The sequence below is a fragment of the Ruminococcus sp. 1001136sp1_2201st1_G3_2201SCRN_220225 genome (assembly GCF_040924365.1).
GTDB classification, from domain to species: domain Bacteria; phylum Bacillota; class Clostridia; order Lachnospirales; family Lachnospiraceae; genus Blautia_A; species Blautia_A faecis.
The window spans coordinates 17,295-38,562 of sequence record NZ_JBCOME010000032.1; the positions used below are offsets into that span (position 1 = coordinate 17,295).

Sequence of the window (21,268 nt, forward strand, 5' to 3'; positions counted from 1 at the left end):
GTGCAAAGTATGTAGTACTTGTTACCAAACATCATGATGGATATTGTCTGTGGCCAAGTGAATATAAAAACCCCAAGATGCCAGAGTATCAGTCAAAACGTGATCTGGTTGGAGAAATTACAGATGCAGTACGTGCAAGAGGCATGAAGATGGGCCTGTATTATTCCGGTATTTTCGACTGGACATTTAAGGATTACCCAATTGATGGTATGGAAAACTGGGTAAATCACCATGTGGTAACAGATGAATATGCTGAGTATTCCTGGAATCAGACAGAAGAACTTATCCATAAATATAAACCGTCTATTCTCTGGAATGATATTGGATTTCCGGCACAGTGTGATTTGAATGAGTTGTATGCGGATTATTATAATACAGTTCCCGAGGGTGTAATTAATGACCGTTGGCGTCAGTATAGCGTACATTCTGATGAAGAGAAGAAGCGCCTGGTTGAAAAACTGAATAAACAGCTGGCTGAGGGTGGAATAAGTGGTATTTTAGTTCCAGAGGGATTCTGTGATTATACTTCTCCGGAGTATGCAAATGAGATGAAGCTTCAGAAGAAAAAATGGGAGCTGACCCGTGGAATGGGAATGTCTTTTGGATACAATCAGAACGAAGATCCTAAGTATATGCTGAAAGCCAAAGAGATTATTTATATGCTGGTTGATGCAGTGAGCAAAAATGGTAACTTACTTCTTAATGTAGGTCCGAGAGCTGACGGAAGCATTCAGGAGGAACAGAAAAAGCCTCTGCTGGAAACTGGAAAATGGCTGAAGATTAATGGAGAGGCTATTTACGAAACAACCTACTGGGAAAAACAGGAAGCAGAAACTGAGAAGGGACAGCAGGTTCGTTTCACAAAGAAAGGAAATCAGTTGTATGCCGTGATCCTGGATGAAGAGCTTGACGCTTCTGTAGTAATCAAGGATCTGGAGATCCCTTCGGGAGCAACTGTTACATTACTGGGAGAAGCTGGTGAATTATCCTGGGAGCAGAAGGGAGAAAATCTGTCAGTAAAGATCCCGGAAAATATCCAGAAACAGTATGCGTATACATTGAAAATCAGTTGTTGATGGATTTTTTGACCCTGTGAAGAGCATGATAGATCTTTTCAAAATTGAATAAATTTCTTTACAGAAGAAGTGCTTGCCGTTTGTCTGTGCAGCTCATTAATTGCTGCATGGACAAGCGGCATTTTGTTGTGACACGGTTAAAAATCATATACAAGTTACGATACTTAAAAGGGCAGGTGTGGATGTTCTCCACAACCTGCCCTTTCGTGAGGGGAATGTATCAGAAACCTGTAAGTCGGAATACCATTAATTCGCTTGCAGAGTCGTCGTCACGGTCCTGTGTCATAAGAACCATCACAGAACCATCCTCTGCAACTTTCATATCTTCAATCCAGGGGTATCTGGTTCCAAACATATCGTAGCAGTCTACTTCGGCGAGGAGAGTTCCGTCCTTTGACCAGAAGTAGAATTCTCGCATATTTCCATCTGCTGCAATATAGCCATTCGCTGTCTCAGCTATTCCCGTGAGACTTCCGAAATAAGCAGGATCCTCGTGCTGGTCACCGCCAAGAAGCAGCTGCTGGTTGCCCTCCAGATCATAAACTGCTATTTTCGATGGGGTGTCATCTCCTGCAAGACGTCCGTATACCATAATATGATCATTGCTGATCTCAACCAGGCTGACAAATTTAAAAATACCGGTTCGTGCCTCGTCATCATTCATGGAGGTTAAGATCCAGGGCTCTGTAAGCACGCTGCCGTCCTGGAAGGTTACTTTTTCCGTATCATAGCCAAGGTAGCTGGTAATGCCCCAGGCACCGGATGGGTGTACAGACAGGTAACCGCTTGTGCCGGTCTCCAATATGGTCTGCCCGTCTTTCATAACGATTCCTTTTCCACCGTTACGGGAAATATAAAGTTTTCCGTCCGTGTCTGTAAAAAGATCCATTCCCTGCTCGTCCATTGTATCAGAAGAAAGAAGATTCAGGGTGCTTCCAGTATATTCGTAAGTTTCCAGAGTATTATTCAGCTGATGATACATCCGGTCTCCAGATATTGCAAACTGGTGACGCATGATCTCAAATCCGTTCTGGGAAACACTAAATGGAATATACTCCGGAGTGACGGTATAATCTCCAACAGCTATACTCTGCGGAGCCGGTGTGAATGGAGTTCCATCCCATGGGTAAGGTGCTTCTACATTGCCGGTGTCCTCTAATTTCAGTTCCAGATTGTTAAAAACGTTTCTGACAGAATCATTTTCTTCTCCGGAAATGATAACTTTGTAGGTCACACCGGATGGCTCGTGACGATAAATGTAGTAAATTCTGTCAAAATTGTCTGTGGTTCGTATATAATCCACATCGCCAATGGTTGTTTTTTCAATAGTGCCGTCTGCATAGTCATGAAGATCGATATCGGAGGTCTGCAGATATTTGCGGAAAGAGTAGCTTGATTCTTCATTTGCTTTAATGGTGAAATCATTTTGTGAGTTGTCCTTGTCAGCACCTTCGAATACGCTGACGGAGCAGGTGTATTCATAATCGCTGATATCATTCGGATCATAGCTCCAGTCATCCGGAAGGTTAAGCTTGAACAGGGTTACGTCAATGGTGTTGTCACTTTCTCCATGAACGGTGAGAGCGCTACTGGCAGTCAGAAGCACAAGTCCGGTCACAAGAGGTAGTATTTTCCATATTTTTTTTCTCATATTCAGCACCTCTTTTCTATGTGGAATGTTTTGTATTTTTATTTTCCCAGATTTTGGAGACTTTGTCACTGACACAAATGACAGGTAATCCGTAAGGAAAGCGTTATTGCTGGAAAAAATGCGGATATCCGGAAGCGGCAAATGGGAATAGAAGTAATTTGTCCTGCATAGGCTATTGAAAAAAGGATATTTGGAATGATATCAATTGGCCTGTGTATGATCGTAAAAAATGAGGAGGCGGTACTTCGCAGAATCCTCACGCCGATGAGCAAGCTTGTGGACAAAATCTATATTTGCGATACCGGATCGGTGGATAAAACGAAGGAGATTGCCAGGGAGTTTACCGATGAGGTTTATGATTTTTTGTGGAAAGATGATTTCTCTGCTGCCCGCAATTTTATTACGGAAAAAGCAGATACGGATTATTGGATGTGGCTGGATGCAGATGACGTCATTACGCCGGAAAATCAAGAGAAGCTGCTCAGGTTGAAAGAGAGCATGGATTCAGATACGGATGTGGTTATGATGGATTATGCAGTGGGATTTGATGAATGGGAGCATGTTACGTTTTCTTATTACAGAGAGCGTATTATGAAGACTTCCCGGAATTTCAGATGGCAGGGGCGCGTCCACGAAACGGTTGTTCCTGCGGGGAATATTTTATATTCGGATGTGGTGATTGAGCATCGAAAAATAAAGGCTGGAGAGTCTTTTCGCAATCTGCATATATATGAGCAGATGATTGATGCCGGTGAAAAAATGGAACCGAGACATTTCTTTTATTATGGGCGGGAGCTTTTTTATCATAAGCAATATGAGTATGCAATTTTAATTTTAAAAAAATTTCTGGAAGAACCAGATGGCTGGATAGAGGATAAACTGAACAGCTGTCTGGTTCTTTCCTGCTGTTATCAGGCAATGGGAGAGAATGCAGCTGCTTTTGATATACTTTTTTACAGCTTTACGATGGATGTTCCGAGAGCGGAGATCTGTTGTGAGATAGGAAGATTGTTTATGGAAAAAAGGGAGTATGTGACGGCAGCATACTGGTATCAGCAGGCTCTTCTTGCGCCACGGAAAAAGAAAAACGGCGGTTTTTATATTGCAGACAGTCATGATTTTATACCTGCGATACAGATGTGTGTATGTCTGGATAAAGCGGGAAGGCACAGGGAGGCGTTTGAATTTCATAAAAAGGCAAGAGTATTGAAGCCTCTGCATCAGGCAGTTATTGGAAATGAGAAGTATTTCTGGGATGTTTGGGGTATGGAGTGAGAGGGAAAATTCACCTGTATTGTTAGTATTTCATATATTGATAGTGAATATCTAAGCTGTTATGGGAGAATGTGTATGTTTTTTGATCGTCATAATCAGAAAAATTCTTCTGAAAAGGAAGCTTCTGGTGATATCACCTGTACATCCTGTTTTGGAAACAATAATCGCTGCGGCTGCGATTGCAGTTGTTCGGGACAGGGAGCCACAGGGCCTCGTGGTGCAACCGGTCCTATGGGACCTATTGGTCCAAGAGGGTGTCCCGGTGTGACTGGTCCTATGGGACCAAGAGGATGCCAGGGAGCAGTAGGCCCTGCAGGTCCTATGGGCCCGCAGGGAGAGCCTGGTATGCCAGGCGTTATGGGGCCTGCCGGAGAAGCCGGCCCAGCCGGAGCGACAGGCTCAACCGGCCCAACCGGCCCCACCGGAGCGACAGGCTCAACCGGCCCAACCGGCCCCGCCGGAGCGACAGGCTCAACCGGCCCAACCGGCCCAGCCGGAGCGACAGGCTCAACCGGTCCAGCCGGAGCAACAGGCCCAACCGGTCCAGCCGGAGCAACTGGCCCCGCCGGTCCCGCTGGAGAAGCAGGTCCAACCGGTCCAGCCGGAGCAACAGGCCCAACCGGTCCAGCCGGAGCGACAGGCCCAACCGGTCCTGTCGGAGCAGACGGCCCGATTGGTCCTACTGGCCCAGCGCCAACTCCGGCAGCGGCAGTAGCAGATGCTACTGGTACAGAGGATGCTGTGACACAGCTAAATACACTTCTGGCAAATCTTCGCGCTGCCGGAATTCTGCAATCTTAGCACATGTTTGAAAAAGGCTTTCTGCAAGATGTGCGTCATAATTTGTGGGAGATTTCGCCCAGATGAGGGCGCAGTAGCGGCTACAGCAACCGAATTCGGGTGAAATATACCGCAATGAGGGCAAGGACTGGAAATGGAGCAATCCATTTCCAGTCCTTTCTCATATAAAAGTGTGATTGCTAAGCATTAAAATTAAATAATTTTGTGTTTTCGGTTGTAATTTCATGAATTTCGCATATAATAAAAGTGTGATTATTAAGCACAAAACTCTAATAAAAATGTGATTATCAAGCATAAAACTCCAATAAAAATGTGACGGGTGATTCTATGGAACGATTTATCTTAAAAAAGTTGCTGGCTTGGAAGAATTCTCCCTACCGCAAGCCTTTAATATTGAAGGGCGTACGTCAGGTAGGAAAGACTTGGATTCTGAAAGAGTTCGGCAGACGTTATTATGAAAATACAGCTTACTTTAACTTCGACGAAAATGAAGAATATAAGCAATTTTTTGAAACAACCAAGGATGTGGACCGGATTCTACAAAACCTTATGCTGGCAAGCGGTCAAAAAATTGTGCCTGAAAAAACCCTTATCATCTTTGATGAGGTGCAGGACTGCCCTAAGGTCATTAACTCTATGAAGTATTTTTGCGAGAACGCACCGCAGTATCACGTTGCCTGCGCCGGTTCTCTGTTAGGTATTGCTCTGGCGAAACCCTCTTCTTTTCCGGTCGGTAAGGTCAACTTTATGCAGATTGACCCGATGACCTTTAATGAATTCCTGCTTGCCAACGGTGATGAAAACCTGGCACAGTATCTGGAACAGGTGGACACCCTTGAACCCATCCCTGACGCCTTCTTTAATCCGCTGTATGAGAAGCTGAAAATGTACTATGTCACCGGTGGTATGCCGGAGTCGGTATTGATGTGGACGGAGGCACGGGATGTTTCTGCTATGCAGGAAGCATTATCCGGAATCCTCGGAGCCTATGAGCGTGATTTTGCCAAACATCCTAATCTCAGCGAGTTCCCGAAAATCTCAATGATCTGGAAATCCATTCCGTCTCAACTGGCAAGAGAGAACAAGAAGTTCATCTATAAAGTGGTCAAGGAAGGTGCACGAGCCCGTGAGTACGAGAATGCCTTACAATGGCTGGTGGATGCCCGTTTAGTGCATAAAATTTATCGCAGCTCAGCTCCTGGCCTGCCGATTGCAGCTTACGATGACTTGTCGGCTTTCAAAATTTATCTGGTGGATGTGGGACTGCTTCGCCGTCTGGCACAGTTGGCCCCCACTGCTTTTGGCGAAGGCAACCGCCTTTTTACTGAATTCAAAGGCGCATTAACCGAAAACTTTGTGTTGCAGACTTTAATTACTCAGTTTGAAGTCATGCCTCGTTATTGGAGCCAGAACAACCCACCTTACGAAGTGGATTTCCTCATTCAGCGGGAGAACGACATCTTTCCCGTGGAGGTCAAATCCGAAGCAAACACAACCAGCAAGAGTATGAAGAAGTTCAAGGAACTGTTCCCTGATAAGGTCAAGCTACGCATCCGTTTCTCACTGGATAATCTGAAACTGGACAATGATGTGTTGAATATTCCGTTATTCATGGCAGATCAGGCGGATAGACTGATCGGATTGGCATTGGGGAGTGAACCATAACCCTTGAGACGCTGGCAATATTGCTGCCCACAAAATTATTGAGACTCTAAAGCTTTCATGGTATCATTATAAAAACAGGAAATAGTAATACTATGAAATCTATTTTTATATAGGAGCATGTGCGAAGGGGGAAAAGTTATGAATCTGGTTAATCGTACTTTTCAGTTACAATGTGTTTTTAGGGAAAATAAATACATGAAAAAACTTTTATACACAATTGTTTTATTAATAGCCGTTCTCATAATTCCCGCCTAGCCGGCACACGCCCAGAGCCATTGGTATACCAAGGATCCCATTATCCGGCAACGTAGTAACAATTCCAAAAGGACGGGTAACTTCCAAAGTAGTGAAATATTTTAAGAAATACAAGATCAAAGTATATACCCATACTGTGAATTACCGGGGACAATGGGAGAAATACAGGGCTATGGGAGTGAGCGGTATTTATTCGGATGCATTGTGAAAGTGAGTTTGGATTCGATTTTAAGGATGATTTTGAAAAAAGAGAAAGGGGCATTCAAATATGAAAAACTATCGTGCAGAATTAACAGGCGTTTTTGGTGATCCAGTGGATGATAATCCTACTGGTGTAGTTGAGGAGGCTGCGTTTGCAGCGAAAAATTTGAATTATCGTTATCTGACCATTAAAGTGCTTCCAGAGGATCTTGGAAAGGCAATGGACAGTGTGAAAATCTTTGGCATGAAGGGAATCAATCTTACCATGCCTCACAAGATCAAGGTTCTCCCTTATCTGGATGAACTGAGTCCGGCAGCAGAGATTATCGGAGCAGTGAATACGGTTATCCAGAAAGAGGGAAAACTATTCGGTGAGAATACGGATGGAAAAGGGTTTGTAACCGCGTTGAAGAATTCTGGTGAGACTCTGGATAAGAAAAATGTGACTATTCTTGGCGCTGGCGGAGCAGCCAGGGCGATAGCTGTTGAATGTGCATTAAATGGGGCTGCCCATATCAATATTATCAATCGAAGCATTGAAAAAGGTGAGGAACTGGCATCTCTTATTCAGATGAAAACAGATAGCAGTGCAAAGTATCTTAACTGGAAAAACAATATGGCAATTCCATCTGATACAGATATTTTAATCAATGCCACTTCAATCGGGTTTTCTCCAAATGTGACAGACAAGCCAGACATTGATTATACTACCATCACACCGGAAATGTGTGTATGCGATGTCATATTTAATCCTGCGGAAACAATTTTCCTAAAGTCTGCAGCAGAAAATGGTGCAAAAACTATCACCGGTCTTGGAATGCTGGTACAGCAGGCCGCACTGAATTTCACCCTCTGGACAGGTGTGGAAGCGCCGGTAGATGTGATGGAGGATGCGCTGAAGAAGGAGTTTGAGTAAGGAAGATAGGCTTTTTCTGAAAAGAAAGATGTCAGATTGAATCTTTTTAAACAAAAAGGATGTGAGACCTTTGAAAATAAATTATGAAACTGTCCACTTCAATTATGCAGACAGAATAGGCAATCTGACCGCGGAAGCAGTCGGCGTAGTAAAGGGAGAGAAACATTTTCCAGTTTACAGTGGAAATCAGATTTTTAAGCCGTTGAGTAAATCCAAGCCATTTTCTACGCCTTTGTTCGCTTATGCGGAAGTGTTCTGGTCGAATGTGATAAATGAATATTTTGTATCGGCGCCTTTATATCAGCTGGCTTTTTGCCATGGTTATGAAGAAGAGACACAGAAATACTATGATTATGGGACTGTGGTTCCAAGGATTTATAATAAAGATGAGCAGCTTTTGAATCTTCTGGAATTCTTTCGGAAGTATCCGGATAAAAAGGTAGATATAGATCAGTATGAGAATTACTGTATGATGTTTTATGACTATACGGATATTCTGGAGGCTTCCTATTTCCAGAATCATAAAGATATGGCAGAGCAGCTTGCCATGCAGATCCTGGTTTCTGTGCTGAAAGGCGATCAGAATTATCACTATGAGAATATTGCGTTCGTTTGTAATAAAAAAGGAGAAATTCTGAGGCTGGCTCCGATGATCGACCATGAATTTTCCACTTACTTTATGTTTCCGGACAATTCTGCGCAGCATATGTACTGGTATAGTGAGTTGATCCGTTCCATGGAAGGACATGAAGTTCAGGATTATGAATATGACTGTCTGAAGAATCCAAAAGAACGGCAGATGATGGAAAAAAGTGCAGTATGTCTGCATAAGAATCTTGTGTATATAAAAGAGCATTACCCGGAAGTTACCGGGAAGTTTTTAGAGAAACTGAATTGCCTGAAGCATGATCTGGAAGAGAATCCATCTCCATTTTATCTGCAGGAAAATATTGAATATCCGGGAACTGCCAATTCTTATGCTTATATGTCCGGGAAAGCCAGATACAAGGATCATGATGAGGAAAAGGCAAAGCTTCTGGAAGAGAAATATAGTTCCAGGGAAAAGAAAATAGATTTCCATGTATTGAGTGTTCAGAGTGTGCAGGAAATCAAAGGAATTATAAGGCTGTTGAAAGTAATGCTGGAGAAAGAGAACGGCAATTGGGATAAAGTAAAGGAACAAAATGATGAGTACAAAGCCGAAACTGGATTTACAGATAGAAAAATAAAAGCATATGACAAGTTGGAATTGACAGATGAGCAGCAGATAGTTCTTGATGCTCTTAGACAGAACTGTGTGGAAGAGACTCTTTGGTCAGCAATTGCAGCCTTCCAAAACTACCCATTTCGCACAGCCTCTGGTCTCCCATACCAGTACAAGCTGAAAATCGGCAAAGACGGAACCTACAACAAAGAGCTTCTCATCGACCGCCGGGAAAACAGCAAAACCTTATCCTGGAGCAGCATAAAAATGGCATTCCAAAATTGCCGGCAGATATCCGGCATCGTGAAACGCCCCAAGGCATTAGGGGATATTAGAGGGATTTCTTATATTTACCCATTGTTCTGGAAATTTGGACTGATCGAAGTGCCTGAAGAGACTGCGAAGAAGATGAGCGGGGAATGTGATACCGCAGAAGAACGGTGATTTTTCAAACTCGCTCTAAAAATAATTGAAGTAAAAATGAAAAAATACTTGAAGTTTGGAGAAAGTAGGAAAGAAAAAGCTCTGACAAATGATAATTCTTTTAATAATCATTTGTCAGAGCTTTATATTACGCAGCAACAAAATCTATGCCTGCTTATCCCTACAGCTTCTTCCCCTGCTCGAATTTCGGCTCACAGGTCAGCTCCACGCCCAGTTTACGGAAGGAAAGTACATCCACAGAAGACAGCATAACAGAAGTATGTGCCTGGCAGCCTTTCAGCTTTGGAAACTGCTCCAGGGCAAGACGTGCTTCTGGATTCGTAGCAGCACTGATGGAAAGGGCAATCATGGTCTCATCCATATGAAGACGCGGATTCTTACTTCCAAGATAATCTGTTTTCAGCTCCTGAATAGGGTGAATAGCATCCGGGGAGATCACATGCTTCTGGTAATCAATTCCTGCAAGCTCTTTCAACACATTCAGAAGAAGGGCAGAGGATGCACCAAGCAGATCAGAGGTCTTACCTGTGATAATCCTTCCGTCCTCCAGCTCCATGGCAGCAGCCGGAGCACCAGTTTCTTTCTCTCTTTCCAGGGCAGCAGGAACAACCTTGCGGTCCTCCAGTGTGGCATGTGCCTGCTTCAGAAGAAGCTCGATCTTGTAAACCTCCTCCTCTGTGCCGGTACCGGACATAAGCGCATCCATACTCTTGTAATATCTGCGGATGATCTCCTGACGGGAAGCCTCCTGGCAAACCTCATCATCTACAATACAGTTTCCAGCCATATTAACTCCCATATCTGTAGGAGATTTGTATGGGCACTCGCCCATGATTTTCTCAAACATAGCCTGTACAACAGGGAAAATCTCTACGTCACGGTTATAGTTGACAGTAGTCTGACCATAAGCTTCCAGATGGAATGGGTCGATCATGTTGACATCATTCAGATCAGCGGTAGCTGCCTCATAAGCCAGGTTTACCGGGTGCTTCAGCGGGATATTCCAGATTGGGAAAGTCTCGAACTTGGCATAGCCTGCGCTGATTCCTCTCTTGTATTCATGATAAAGCTGGGAAAGACAGGTAGCCATTTTTCCGCTTCCAGGTCCAGGCGCTGTGATAACAACCAGCGGGCGGGTGGTTTCGATATAGTCATTCTTGCCGTATCCCTCGTCACTTACGATCAGGGAAGTATTGCTTGGATAACCTGGGATATTATAAAGGACATAAACCTTGATTCCAAGCTTCTCCAGACGCTTCTTGAACGCATCAGCACTGTTCTGTCCGGAGTAACGTGTGATGCAGACGCTTCCTACATAAAGTCCTCTGCTTGTAAATTCGTTCATCAGACGGAGCACGTCCTCATCATATGTGATGCCAAGGTCACCGCGGACCTTATTCTTTTCAATATCAGGTGCACCGATTACGATTACGATCTCTGCCTGGTCGGAAAGCTGCATCAGCATGCGCAGCTTGCTGTCCGGCTCAAATCCTGGAAGAACACGGGAAGCGTGGTAGTCATCAAATAACTTGCCTCCAAATTCCAGATAAAGTTTGTTGTCAAATTTGCTGATTCGTTCACGAATGTGCTCGGACTGCATTTTCAGATATTTGTCATTATCGAACCCAATTTTTTTCATTCTGTCTTTCCTCCCTCTTTCTCTGGGCTGTTCTTTACTATGTTCACAAAACACCTTGCGGAATATTTGCGGCACATAGTAATCTTTTAGTTCCTCATCCATTATGTTGTTTCTTACTGTAAAGTTACAGGTAAAAAGGATACAGCAGATGCGTTCTGCACCTGCCTTAAAAAATATGTTCCTGGACTGTATTAGAAAAATCATTCCTGCAAATTGTACGCACATCCTGCAGAAAGCCTTTTTCAAACACGCTCTAGTATACTACAGTTTGCGCCGTAAAAAAAGTATCTATTTTTTTTCTGATGTGAATTTTTTTGACCTTTTTTTCTCAAAAATTCAGAGGGTTTTCACAATATCCAGGTTGATTTATCTGCGTTTTATCTTTATAATAGAAAAGATAGTAAGGAGGAATGAAATGGATAATAATCTGGATAACAATCAAGGCGGACGCCGCCCTGATAAAGGGGATCCAAGAAGAGATCAGGATCCCAACCGCAATAAGAAAAATCATCAGTCCATTCTGGCTTTTCTGATATGTCTTTTGGTTACTCTGGTGTGTTTCAGCCTGTTTACCAATATGCTGCAGGATAATTCCAGTGAGATTACGTATGATAAGTTTATTGACATGGTGAATAACGATGAAGTGAAATCCGTTACACTTCAGTCCGATAATCTGACTATCGTGCCGAAGAAGCAGGTGAATCCTTATCAGGAGATCAGTTATTACACCAATCTGACAGAAGATGAGACTGCCCTTACCAAACGTCTGGAAGGAACCGGTATTATTTTTAAATCTGAGCCGCCGGATGCTTTCGGAGAATTTATGGCAATGATGCTTAGCGTACTTTTACCGTCTGTGCTTCTGTTTGTGCTTCTTATGTTCTTTATGCGCCGCATGAACAAAGGCGGCGGTGGTATGATGGGCGTTGGGAAAAGCCGCGCCAAGGCGTATGTACAGAAAGAGACCGGAATCACATTTAAGGATGTTGCCGGACAGGATGAGGCCAAGGAATCCTTGCAGGAGGTTGTGGAATTTCTTCACAATCCAGGCAAATACGTGGAAATTGGTGCTAAACTGCCGAAGGGCGCCCTGCTTGTAGGGCCTCCGGGTACAGGTAAAACCCTTCTTGCCAAGGCTGTTGCAGGGGAGGCACATGTACCGTTCTTTTCCCTTTCCGGATCAGAATTTGTGGAGATGTTCGTTGGCGTAGGTGCTTCCCGTGTCCGTGATCTTTTTGAGGAAGCCAAGAAGAATGCGCCGTGTATCGTATTTATTGATGAGATTGATGCCATTGGAAAGAGCCGTGATTCCCATTACGGCGGAGGTAATGACGAGCGTGAGCAGACTTTGAACCAGTTGCTTGCTGAGATGGATGGTTTTGATACTTCCAAGGGACTTCTGATCCTGGCAGCTACCAACCGCCCGGAGGTACTGGATCCGGCACTTCTTCGTCCGGGACGTTTTGACCGCCGTGTTATCGTTGACCGTCCGGACCTGAAAGGACGTATTGATATCCTGAAGGTTCATGCGAAGAATGTAAGGCTTGACGATACCGTTGATTTCGAGGCAATTGCCCTTGCCACATCCGGTGCCGTTGGTTCTGATCTTGCAAATATGGTCAATGAGGCCGCCATCCTGGCTGTTAAGAATGGCCGTCACGCAGTTTCCCAGAAGGATCTTCTGGAGTCTGTTGAGGTGGTTCTTGTTGGAAAAGAGAAGAAAGACCGTATTTTAAGTGTCCAGGAGCGCCGTATCGTATCCTATCATGAGGTAGGACACGCACTGGTAAGTGCCCTTCAGAAGGATTCCGAGCCGGTACAGAAGATCACCATTGTACCTCGTACTATGGGCGCACTTGGTTATGTTATGCAGGTTCCGGAAGAAGAGAAATATCTGAATACCCAGAAAGAACTGGAAGCTATGCTGGTCGGATATCTTGGCGGACGTGCTGCTGAAGAGATCGTTTTTGACAGCGTGACAACGGGTGCTTCCAATGATATTGAGCAGGCCACCAAGGTTGCCCGTGCTATGATCACCCAGTATGGTATGTCCAAGAAGTTTGGTCTGATGGGTCTTGCAACTCAGGAGAATCAGTATCTGAATGGTCGTGCAGTGCTTAATTGCGGTGACAATACAGCTACGGAAGTTGACCATGAGGTTATGGAGCTGCTTCGTGTTTCTTATGAGGAGGCGAAGCGCCTGATCAGCAACCACAGAAAGGCTTTGGACAAGATTGCTGCTTATCTGATCCGCAAGGAGACCATTACCGGTAAGGAATTTATGATCATTTTCCGCGCAGTGGAGAAGGGACTGGAAGTTTCAGATGTGTTGGATGCAGAAGGACTGAAGGCGCTGGATGAGGCTGTGAAAGCAGAGGATAAGACGGATGAGGCAAATGCGGACACAGAGACAGCGGAATCTGCTATTGCCGTTCCTGCAATTGAACAATACAGATAATATAGGATAAAACATCAGAACCGGGAGACATGTTTTCCCGGTTCTTTTCAACAAAGGAGAGTTTTTATGTTCCTGATTGAAGAAGAATTAAAAAAGCTGCCCGGTAAGCCTGGTGTCTACATTATGCATGGGGAAAAAGATGAGATCATTTATGTGGGAAAGGCGGTCAGTCTGAAGAACCGTGTCCGCCAGTATTTTCAGAGCAGCCGCAATAAAGGCGCAAAGATTGAGCAGATGGTCACTCACATTACCAGATTTGAGTATATTGTCACCGATTCTGAATTGGAGGCGCTGGTACTGGAGTGCAACCTGATCAAGGAGCACCGCCCGAAATATAACACCATGTTGAAGGATGATAAGACTTATCCATTCATTAAAGTGACGGTAAACGAGCCCTATCCCAGAGTTCTTTTTTCCCGCACCATGAAAAAGGACAAGGCGAAATATTTCGGACCCTATACCAGCTCCACAGCTGTGAAAGACGTGATCGAGCTGGTCCGCAAGATTTATATGGTACGATCCTGCAACCGAAGCTTGCCCCGTGACTGCGGCAAAGACCGTCCATGTCTGTATTATCATATGAAGCAGTGCACGGCCCCCTGCCAGGGAAATGTAAGTGAGGAAGCGTATAAGCAGAACATTGGACAGGTACTTCATTTTCTCAATGGAAATTTCCAGGAGACCATTGATCAGCTGACTGAAAAAATGATGGCAGCTTCAGAGGAGATGCGTTTTGAGGATGCTGCAGGATATCGTGATTTAATTAACAGTATCAGGCGGATCGGAGAGCGACAGAAGATTACTACCTATGGGGAAGAGGACAGGGATATTATTGCAGTTGCCATGGATGAAAGTGAAGATCTCCGGGAACAGGATGCAGTTGTGCAGGTGTTTTTTATGCGTGGAGGCAGGCTGATCGGCAGAGATCACTTTTTTCTCCGTGTGGCAAGAGGCGATACCAAAGCACAGGTTTTGTCAAGCTTTCTGAAGCAGTTTTATGCAGGAACGCCTTTTATTCCGGCGGAAATCATGATGCAGACAGAGATAGAGGATGGGGAAATTATTGAAGACTGGCTGACTGCAAGGCGTAAACAGCGCGTTCACATTCGTGTACCGAAAAAGGGAACAAAGGAGAAGCTGGTGGAGCTTGCCAAGGAAAACGCCTGGATGGTTCTTTCCAAAGACAGAGAACGGATCAAGCGCGAAGAAGGACGTACGATCGGCGCTGTGAAGGAGATTGAGGACTGGCTGGGGCTTAAGGATATTGTGCGTATGGAGGCCTACGATATATCCAATATCAGTGGGTTTGAGTCCGTTGGTTCCATGGTGGTTTACGAAAAGGGCAAGCCGAAGCGCAGCGATTACCGAAAATTCAAGATCAAATGGGTGCAGGGACCTAATGATTACGCCAGCATGGAAGAGGTGCTTACAAGGCGTTTTACCCATGAATCCAAGGGCGAATACGACAGCTTTTCCATTCTTCCGGATCTGATCCTTATGGATGGCGGACGTGGCCAGGTAAACATTGCACGGAAGGTTCTTGGAGAGCTTGGAATTGATATTCCGGTATGTGGTATGGTAAAGGATGACAATCACCGAACCAGAGGGGTGTATTTCAATAATGTTGAAATTCCCATTGATACTTCTGGTGAGGGGTTCCATCTGGTAACCAGGATCCAGGATGAGGCTCACCGTTTTGCCATTGAGTATCACCGCTCCCTTAGAAGCAAAGAACAGGTACATTCCGTTCTGGATGATATTCCGGGAATTGGCGAGACCAGGCGAAAGGCTCTTATGAGAAGATTCCGGTCTGTTGAGAATATCAGGGATGCTTCTGTGGAAGAATTAAGTCAGACAGAGTCTATGAATGCACAGAGCGCGGAGGCTGTCTATCAGTTTTTTCATAGAGCGCCAAATCATACGAATGCATGATTTCTGTGCATCGCGAAGCGTGTTACTGTGAATAGAGCGAACAGTAACAGTTTTAACAAGATTCGACATTGAAGTTACAGAAAAAATTGTGTATAATACAGATAAGTGTGGATTTTTGGCAATGTATATAATTTCTATGTGCAGTGCAAAGAAACCTGCACAGACTGCATAACAGTTTTCACCTATTATGAGGAATCTTGTAACTGCAGGGAACTGCTTATGCGGGAAGGACTTCATTAGAGAAAAAGGAGATAAAAGCATGAAGGGTGTACAGCTTACCAAGCTGGCGCAGGAACTGAATCTGACCAACCTGACGCCTGATATTGACCTTACAGAGATTTATGTGAAGACAGCAGAAATAAATCGTCCGGCTTTGCAGCTTACAGGATATCTGGAGCATTTTGCAAACGAGCGTGTTCAGATCATCGGATATGTAGAGTATACTTATCTGATGCAGTTAAGCGATGAGGAGCGCACATTCAAGTACGAGCGTTTTATCTCCAGCAAGATCCCATGTGTCATCTTCAGCACTATGACAAGACCGTCACAGGATATGATCGATCTTGCATACAAATATAATGTACCTACATTTGTGACAGAGAGAACTACGTCCAGTCTGATGGCAGAGATCATCCGTTGGCTTGGCGTCCAGCTGGCTCCCTGTATTTCCATTCACGGTGTGCTTGTGGATGTTTATGGCGAGGGTGTCCTGATCACAGGCGAGAGCGGTATTGGTAAGAGCGAGGCAGCCCTTGAGCTGATCAAGCGTGGTCACCGTCTTGTCAGTGATGACGTTGTTGAGCTTCGCAAGGTAAGTGATGTTACTTTAGTTGGTTCCGCACCGGATATCACACGTCACTTTATTGAGCTTCGTGGTATTGGTATTATTGATGTGAAGACCCTGTTTGGTGTTGAGAGTGTTAAGGATACCCAGTCTGTCAATCTTGTTATCAAGCTGGAAGAGTGGGACCGTGACAAGGAGTACGACCGTCTGGGACTTCATGAGGAGTATACGGAGTATCTTGGAAACAAGATCGTATGCCATTCCCTTCCGATTCGTCCAGGACGTAATCTGGCTGTTATCGTTGAGTCTGCAGCCGTTAACCACAGACAGAAGAAGATGGGCTACAATGCAGCTGAGGAGCTGTACAAGCGTGTTCAGGCGAATATTGCCAAAAAAAGAGAAGAATAAAAATCAGAGTGTGCAGATTGCTGAAATAATTTTTTAAACAGGCTTTAAGGCACAGTAATGCATAGAACAGTAATGCATAGAATAGTAATTCATAGATCAGAAAGGATGGAAAATTACAATGGGTATGTATTGTTTTGGTATTGACGTAGGAGGAACTTCTGTAAAATGCGGTCTGTTTCTTACGAATGGAACTCTGGTTGAGCAGTGGGAGATTCCAACAAGACTGGAGAATAACGGTTCTTCAATCCTGCCGGATGTTGCAGATGCAATCAAGACGAAGCTGGATGAGAGAGGAATCACAAAGGATAATGTAGACGGTGTTGGAATCGGCATTCCAGGACCTGTTAATGAGAATGGTGAAGTTCCTATGGCAGTTAATCTGCACTGGGGCTTTAAGGCCGTAGCAAGCGAATTAAGCGCACTTACAGGTCTTCCGGCAAAGGCAGCCAATGATGCCAATATCGCAGCTCTTGGTGAGGCATGGAAGGGTGCTGCAGAAGGTGCCAAGAACGTGATCCTGGTTACACTTGGAACCGGTGTTGGCGGCGGTATCATCATCGACAGCAAGATCATCGCAGGTTATCACGGTGCCGGTGGAGAGATTGGACATGCATGTGTCAATCACAATGAAGTTCGCCCATGTAACTGCGGTAATCACGGATGTCTGGAGCAGTATGCATCTGCAACCGGAATTGTACGTGTGGCAAATGACATTCTGGAGGAGAGCAAGGAGGACAGCAAGATGCGTCATGTAGAGAAGCTTTCTGCCAAGAATGTTCTTGATTTCTACAAGGAGGGCGACGCTCTGGCTGTTAAGACTATGGAGAAGGTTGGCGATATTCTGGGAAGCACACTTGCCGTGTTTGCATGTGTAACAGACCCGGAGGCAATTGTAATTGGCGGCGGTGTATCCAAAGCAGGCAAACCTCTTACAGACTGTATCCAGAAGTATTATCAGAAATATGCATTCCCATCCTGTAAGAGTACTCCGATCATTCTTGCAAGCCTTGGAAATGATGCCGGTATCTATGGCGCAGCCCGTATGGTGATCAAAGACTGATTTCAGATTATCCAGAGAATTTCATAATACATAAAATCAGGAAACGCCTTGTGCAGAAGATTGCTGAATCCAGCAGACTCTGTGCAAGGCGTTTCTTTGTATATATAGTTCATCGCTCCCGGCACTGAACAGCTATTATTTTGGCAGAAAAAAACTGCAGCTTTCTGGAAACGAAAACTGCAGTTTTAATTGTTTATAACTGACTGTCAGCTGAAAGCTTTTTAGTAATAATAAATATCATCATTACCAGAATCTCCGCCGCTTTCATCTGGATACTGGATATCACCGTCACCGGTACCGTCACCACCAGTGCCGTCACCGCCAGTACCATCGCCGCCAGTGCCGTCACCGCCACTGCCATCTGCATTGTCTGTGCCGTCCGGATTTTCTGGATCTGGAGTCGGAGTGGCATTTGCATCGTAGATTTCCATATCTTCATCCTGACTTTCGTCATATTCGTAAAAATGCTGGTCACAGTACTCTGTAGGCATGGTTCCTACATCAAAGTACTCCTCTGTAACCGGGCAGCCAACTCTCGGAAGAAGTCCTGTATCAGCACAGATACTGATCTGTTCAATACCATCCGGAACTTCGAAATCTTTGTATTCCATTCCCTGATGGATCCGGTTCATGACCTTACGCCATAATGTCTTGTGGAAATTACGTGCATCACCTTCCGGTATCTTCTGGTTGCCATCGTAACCGGACCATACTGCACATGTGTAATATGGTGTATATCCTACGAACCAGAGATCATTGTATGCGTCTGTAGTACCTGTCTTACCTGCAACTGCCATATTATCAAGCTGGCAGGCTGTACCGGTACCATTCTGAACTACATCCTCAAGGGCGCTTGTAAGAAGATAAGCTGTTGTTTCCTTAATGACGGAGCGTCCTACAGAGTTGTTCTCAATCAGTACGTTTCCGTTGTGATCAAGAATCTTGGTGTAGTAAACCGGTTTGATATAATTACCGCCGTTCGCAATGGCTGCGTATGCGGCACAAAGCTCTACGTTCTTAACACCGTAGGTCAGACCGCCAAGTGCTGTAGGCAGGTTGGCATCTGTATAAACATTGCCATTGGCATCGGTATCCGCTTCTGTACCATGTGCCAGTGTGGTAAATCCAAAGTTGTCCAGGTATTTCAGACCAAGCTCAGGGGTTACATCCTCAAAACACTGAACGGCAACAGTATTGACAGAATTACGGATCGCTGTACGGATCGTAGTGGTACCATTAAAGCTGCCGCTTGCATTATTGACTGGTGCACCGTTGTCATAGGTGATTGGCTGGTCTTCGTAAGTGGTAGCCAGTGTCATGCCTTTCTCATTAAGGGCCGCAGCATAGGTGGATACGATCTTAAATGTAGAACCTGGCTGACGGGTACTGTCTGTAGCGCGGTTCAGGGTAAGGCTGGCAGTCTTGGTTCCACGTCCGCCAATGATCGCCTTCACATATCCGGTATGCTGGTCAATGATCGTCATTGCTGACTGAGGCTGGGGGGCAAAGCTTACACGCTCTGCAACAACCGTGCTTCCGTCTGCAAGAATATTCGCTTTATAACGGTCTACATAAGTCTGTCCCTCGTCCTGGGAATCAAACAAAAGATCAAAAGACGGATCCTCATTCTGGAAGTAAAGCTTCATCATTTCCTTGCTGTAGTTTACTTCCTGGCCATCCGGCTGTTTCACGGTAAGGGCATAATCAAGTGCGTACTGTACGTAATCCGGATAGTTGGATGGATCGGAATATTCCTCATCCACAATGTTCTGAATGCCCGGATCCTGAGTAGTCATGATCTTCAGACCACCACTATACAGAAGGTTCTGTGCCTGTGTCTTGGTGTATCCCTTGATATTCATTAGATCATTGATAACCTGCTTGGTAAGCTCGTCCTCAAAGTAAGAGTATGTTTTGCTTGAAGACTGTGTATTAGAAACCTGTGCTTCCTGAATGCGGGTGTAAACATCATCATTAATAGCATCGTCATACTGCTCCTGAGTGATGTAACCCTGATCCAGCATATGGTCAAGAACCTCTTTACGTCTCTTTGCATTTTCCTTGGGATTCTCGATAGGGTTGTATTTGGTAGGAGCCTGGGTGATACCTGCCAGAGTTGCGCACTCGGAAAGATTCAGATCCCACACATCTTTATTAAAGTACTGACGGGCAGCAGCCTGTACACCGTATGCACCTGCACCAAGGTTGATGGTATTCAGGTAATTCTCAAGGATCACGTTCTTGTCGCCAATCTTTTTCTCAATCTCAACGGCAAGGAACTGCTCCTGAAGCTTACGTGTAAATCGCTCCACCTGTGTAGATTCGTTGGTCCAGTTGGTGAAAACGTTGTTCTTCAGAAGCTGCTGGGTAATGGTACTTGCACCCTCGGAAAAGCTTCCGGTAGTAAGTGCTTTCACACCAGCACGAAGAATACCTCTTACATCAATTCCATTATGCTCATAAAAACGCTCATCCTCAATAGCCACTACTGCATGCTGCAGATCCTCCGGAATCTGGTCAATGGAAACCGGAAGTCGGTTGGCATTAGGTGCTGCCAGTTTACGGATCTGATTACCATTGCAGTCATAGAGGAAAGTGGCATAACCAAGAGGCATGATATCCACTTCATTTACGTCCGGCGTATTTGCAAGTATTCCACGAATGGAACCGATTCCAAGACTGGACACTGCAACGCACAGGGCGATCAGGCCGATGAAAAGGACTCTGATAAACGAAACATGTGCCCTTTTTCCCATCATGGACGAGCGGGAAATAAGAGAATTCCGTTTCTTAGAGGCCGATTTTTTTCCGTAGTTCATGATAAACCTCCTTTATAATCCGTTCTATTATATCAAATCCAGGTTCGTAAATAAACCCTAAAATCGAATATTTCTGTGAACTTTGTTCACAAAAAAACCTCGCGGAACGGTACCAGTGAATAGTAAGGTGAACAGCATCCTTTTACAAGACTGGAAAGAAAAGCCAATTCATGTTACACTATAGCAAATGAGGAAGAACAAGCTGTTATCTTTATTTTATTATGAGTTTTTGGAGGTTTCCGTATGCTGGAAAATTATAAGACCATCTATGCAGGAGGCGAGGGGGAGATTACGGAGAAGAAATCCCGGTTTATTGCGACGGTGCGCCTGGTGGAAAAAGAGGAGGACGCTCTTGCTTTCATAGAGGAAATGAAGAAGAAATACTGGGATGCCAGACATAATTGCTATGCTTATTCTATTGGAGAACATCGGGAGTTTACAAGGTGCAGCGATGACGGGGAGCCGTCAGGAACTGCAGGAAGGCCTATGCTGGATGTGATACTGGGGGAAGATATTTATAATGTGGCGGTAGTTGTGACCAGATATTTTGGCGGCGTGCTCCTTGGTACCGGCGGACTTGTGCGTGCCTATTCCGGAGCAGTGCAGGCTGGTCTGGGGGAGAGTACGGTGATAGAGAAGCACCATGGGATTTTACTGGCACTGACTGCAGATTACACAGC

14 protein-coding genes and 1 pseudogene are annotated in these 21,268 nt (G+C 44.9%); 11 read left to right on the forward strand and 4 right to left on the reverse strand.

Features of this window, described 5'->3' with window-relative positions; genetic code table 11:
• The coding region (locus AB5642_RS11395) for an alpha-L-fucosidase (RefSeq protein ID WP_368371627.1) at nucleotides 1-1,076 on the forward strand (1,076 nt) is incomplete at its 5' end.
• 220 nt (nucleotides 1,077-1,296) lie between these two features.
• Here AB5642_RS11395 and AB5642_RS11400 read toward each other — a convergent pair.
• Nucleotides 1,297-2,727 carry a hypothetical protein gene (locus AB5642_RS11400; protein WP_173719263.1) on the reverse strand — a complete coding sequence of 477 codons (1,431 nt, stop codon included), beginning with the start codon at nucleotides 2,725-2,727 and terminating at the stop codon, nucleotides 1,297-1,299.
• A gap of 195 nt (nucleotides 2,728-2,922) precedes the next feature.
• On the opposite strand from AB5642_RS11400, the gene AB5642_RS11405 reads away from it, so the two are divergent.
• Both AB5642_RS11405 and AB5642_RS11410 read left to right on the forward strand, forming a co-directional pair.
• Nucleotides 2,923-4,002 carry a glycosyltransferase family 2 protein gene (locus tag AB5642_RS11405; RefSeq protein ID WP_173719264.1) on the forward strand — a complete coding sequence of 360 codons (1,080 nt, stop codon included), beginning with the start codon at nucleotides 2,923-2,925 and terminating at the stop codon, nucleotides 4,000-4,002.
• Between the two features lie 75 nt (nucleotides 4,003-4,077).
• Nucleotides 4,078-4,803 (forward strand): collagen-like protein, encoded by a 726-nt coding sequence (locus tag AB5642_RS11410; RefSeq protein WP_148463480.1) that lies wholly within the window; start codon nucleotides 4,078-4,080, stop codon nucleotides 4,801-4,803.
• A 40-nt stretch (nucleotides 4,804-4,843) separates the two neighbouring features.
• Here the strand turns inward: AB5642_RS11410 and AB5642_RS11415 are convergent.
• A pseudogene (locus tag AB5642_RS11415) lies at nucleotides 4,844-4,945 on the reverse strand (hypothetical protein); the annotation flags it as partial.
• Between the two features lie 185 nt (nucleotides 4,946-5,130).
• Here AB5642_RS11415 and AB5642_RS11420 point away from each other — a divergent pair.
• The 3 genes from AB5642_RS11420 to AB5642_RS11430 all read left to right on the forward strand — a co-directional run bounded on the left by AB5642_RS11420 (nucleotide 5,131) and on the right by AB5642_RS11430 (nucleotide 9,488).
• The gene (locus AB5642_RS11420; protein ID WP_148463479.1) at nucleotides 5,131-6,468 is read left to right on the forward strand and encodes an ATP-binding protein; all 1,338 of its coding nucleotides are present in this window, start codon (nucleotides 5,131-5,133) and stop codon (nucleotides 6,466-6,468) included.
• Nucleotides 6,469-6,991: 523 nt separating this feature from the next.
• Nucleotides 6,992-7,840 (forward strand): shikimate dehydrogenase, encoded by an 849-nt coding sequence (aroE, locus tag AB5642_RS11425; RefSeq protein ID WP_148463478.1) that lies wholly within the window; start codon nucleotides 6,992-6,994, stop codon nucleotides 7,838-7,840.
• A 70-nt stretch (nucleotides 7,841-7,910) separates the two neighbouring features.
• A complete protein-coding gene (locus tag AB5642_RS11430; protein WP_148463477.1) occupies nucleotides 7,911-9,488 on the forward strand; it encodes a hypothetical protein in 1,578 nt (525 codons plus the stop codon).
• A gap of 160 nt (nucleotides 9,489-9,648) precedes the next feature.
• Here the strand turns inward: AB5642_RS11430 and AB5642_RS11435 are convergent, their stop codons facing one another.
• Nucleotides 9,649-11,127, reverse strand: coding sequence for a DUF1846 domain-containing protein (locus AB5642_RS11435; RefSeq protein ID WP_173719266.1), 1,479 nt, complete (start codon nucleotides 11,125-11,127; stop codon nucleotides 9,649-9,651).
• A gap of 415 nt (nucleotides 11,128-11,542) precedes the next feature.
• Here AB5642_RS11435 and ftsH point away from each other — a divergent pair, with 415 nt between their 5' ends.
• The 4 genes from ftsH to AB5642_RS11455 all read left to right on the forward strand — a co-directional run bounded on the left by ftsH (nucleotide 11,543) and on the right by AB5642_RS11455 (nucleotide 17,769).
• Nucleotides 11,543-13,585 (forward strand): ATP-dependent zinc metalloprotease FtsH, encoded by a 2,043-nt coding sequence (gene ftsH, locus AB5642_RS11440; protein WP_195391990.1) that lies wholly within the window; start codon nucleotides 11,543-11,545, stop codon nucleotides 13,583-13,585.
• A gap of 66 nt (nucleotides 13,586-13,651) precedes the next feature.
• Nucleotides 13,652-15,517: an excinuclease ABC subunit UvrC gene (gene uvrC / locus AB5642_RS11445; RefSeq protein ID WP_195391991.1), complete on the forward strand. Its 1,866-nt coding sequence runs from the start codon at nucleotides 13,652-13,654 to the stop codon at nucleotides 15,515-15,517.
• Between the two features lie 259 nt (nucleotides 15,518-15,776).
• Nucleotides 15,777-16,709 (forward strand): HPr(Ser) kinase/phosphatase, encoded by a 933-nt coding sequence (gene hprK / locus AB5642_RS11450; RefSeq protein WP_368371628.1) that lies wholly within the window; start codon nucleotides 15,777-15,779, stop codon nucleotides 16,707-16,709.
• A 118-nt stretch (nucleotides 16,710-16,827) separates the two neighbouring features.
• On the forward strand, nucleotides 16,828-17,769 hold the full coding sequence (locus AB5642_RS11455; protein ID WP_148463473.1) for an ROK family glucokinase: 942 nt from the start codon (nucleotides 16,828-16,830) through the stop codon (nucleotides 17,767-17,769).
• Between the two features lie 221 nt (nucleotides 17,770-17,990).
• Here the strand turns inward: AB5642_RS11455 and AB5642_RS11460 are convergent, their stop codons facing one another.
• Nucleotides 17,991-20,588 (reverse strand): transglycosylase domain-containing protein, encoded by a 2,598-nt coding sequence (locus AB5642_RS11460; RefSeq protein WP_368371629.1) that lies wholly within the window; start codon nucleotides 20,586-20,588, stop codon nucleotides 17,991-17,993.
• 243 nt (nucleotides 20,589-20,831) lie between these two features.
• Here AB5642_RS11460 and AB5642_RS11465 point away from each other — a divergent pair.
• A partial coding sequence (locus tag AB5642_RS11465) for a YigZ family protein (RefSeq protein WP_368371630.1) occupies nucleotides 20,832-21,268 on the forward strand: 437 nt, incomplete at its 3' end.

Coding starts and splice junctions, on each gene's coding strand:
- AB5642_RS11400 (WP_173719263.1), bottom strand. CDS start 2,727: ATGAGAAAAAAAATATGGAAAATACTACCTCTTGTGACCGGACTTGTG.
- AB5642_RS11405 (WP_173719264.1), top strand. CDS start 2,923: ATGATATCAATTGGCCTGTGTATGATCGTAAAAAATGAGGAGGCGGTA.
- AB5642_RS11410 (WP_148463480.1), top strand. CDS start 4,078: ATGTTTTTTGATCGTCATAATCAGAAAAATTCTTCTGAAAAGGAAGCT.
- AB5642_RS11420 (WP_148463479.1), top strand. CDS start 5,131: ATGGAACGATTTATCTTAAAAAAGTTGCTGGCTTGGAAGAATTCTCCC.
- aroE (WP_148463478.1), top strand. CDS start 6,992: ATGAAAAACTATCGTGCAGAATTAACAGGCGTTTTTGGTGATCCAGTG.
- AB5642_RS11435 (WP_173719266.1), bottom strand. CDS start 11,127: ATGAAAAAAATTGGGTTCGATAATGACAAATATCTGAAAATGCAGTCC.
- ftsH (WP_195391990.1), top strand. CDS start 11,543: ATGGATAATAATCTGGATAACAATCAAGGCGGACGCCGCCCTGATAAA.
- uvrC (WP_195391991.1), top strand. CDS start 13,652: ATGTTCCTGATTGAAGAAGAATTAAAAAAGCTGCCCGGTAAGCCTGGT.
- hprK (WP_368371628.1), top strand. CDS start 15,777: ATGAAGGGTGTACAGCTTACCAAGCTGGCGCAGGAACTGAATCTGACC.
- AB5642_RS11455 (WP_148463473.1), top strand. CDS start 16,828: ATGGGTATGTATTGTTTTGGTATTGACGTAGGAGGAACTTCTGTAAAA.
- AB5642_RS11460 (WP_368371629.1), bottom strand. CDS start 20,588: ATGAACTACGGAAAAAAATCGGCCTCTAAGAAACGGAATTCTCTTATT.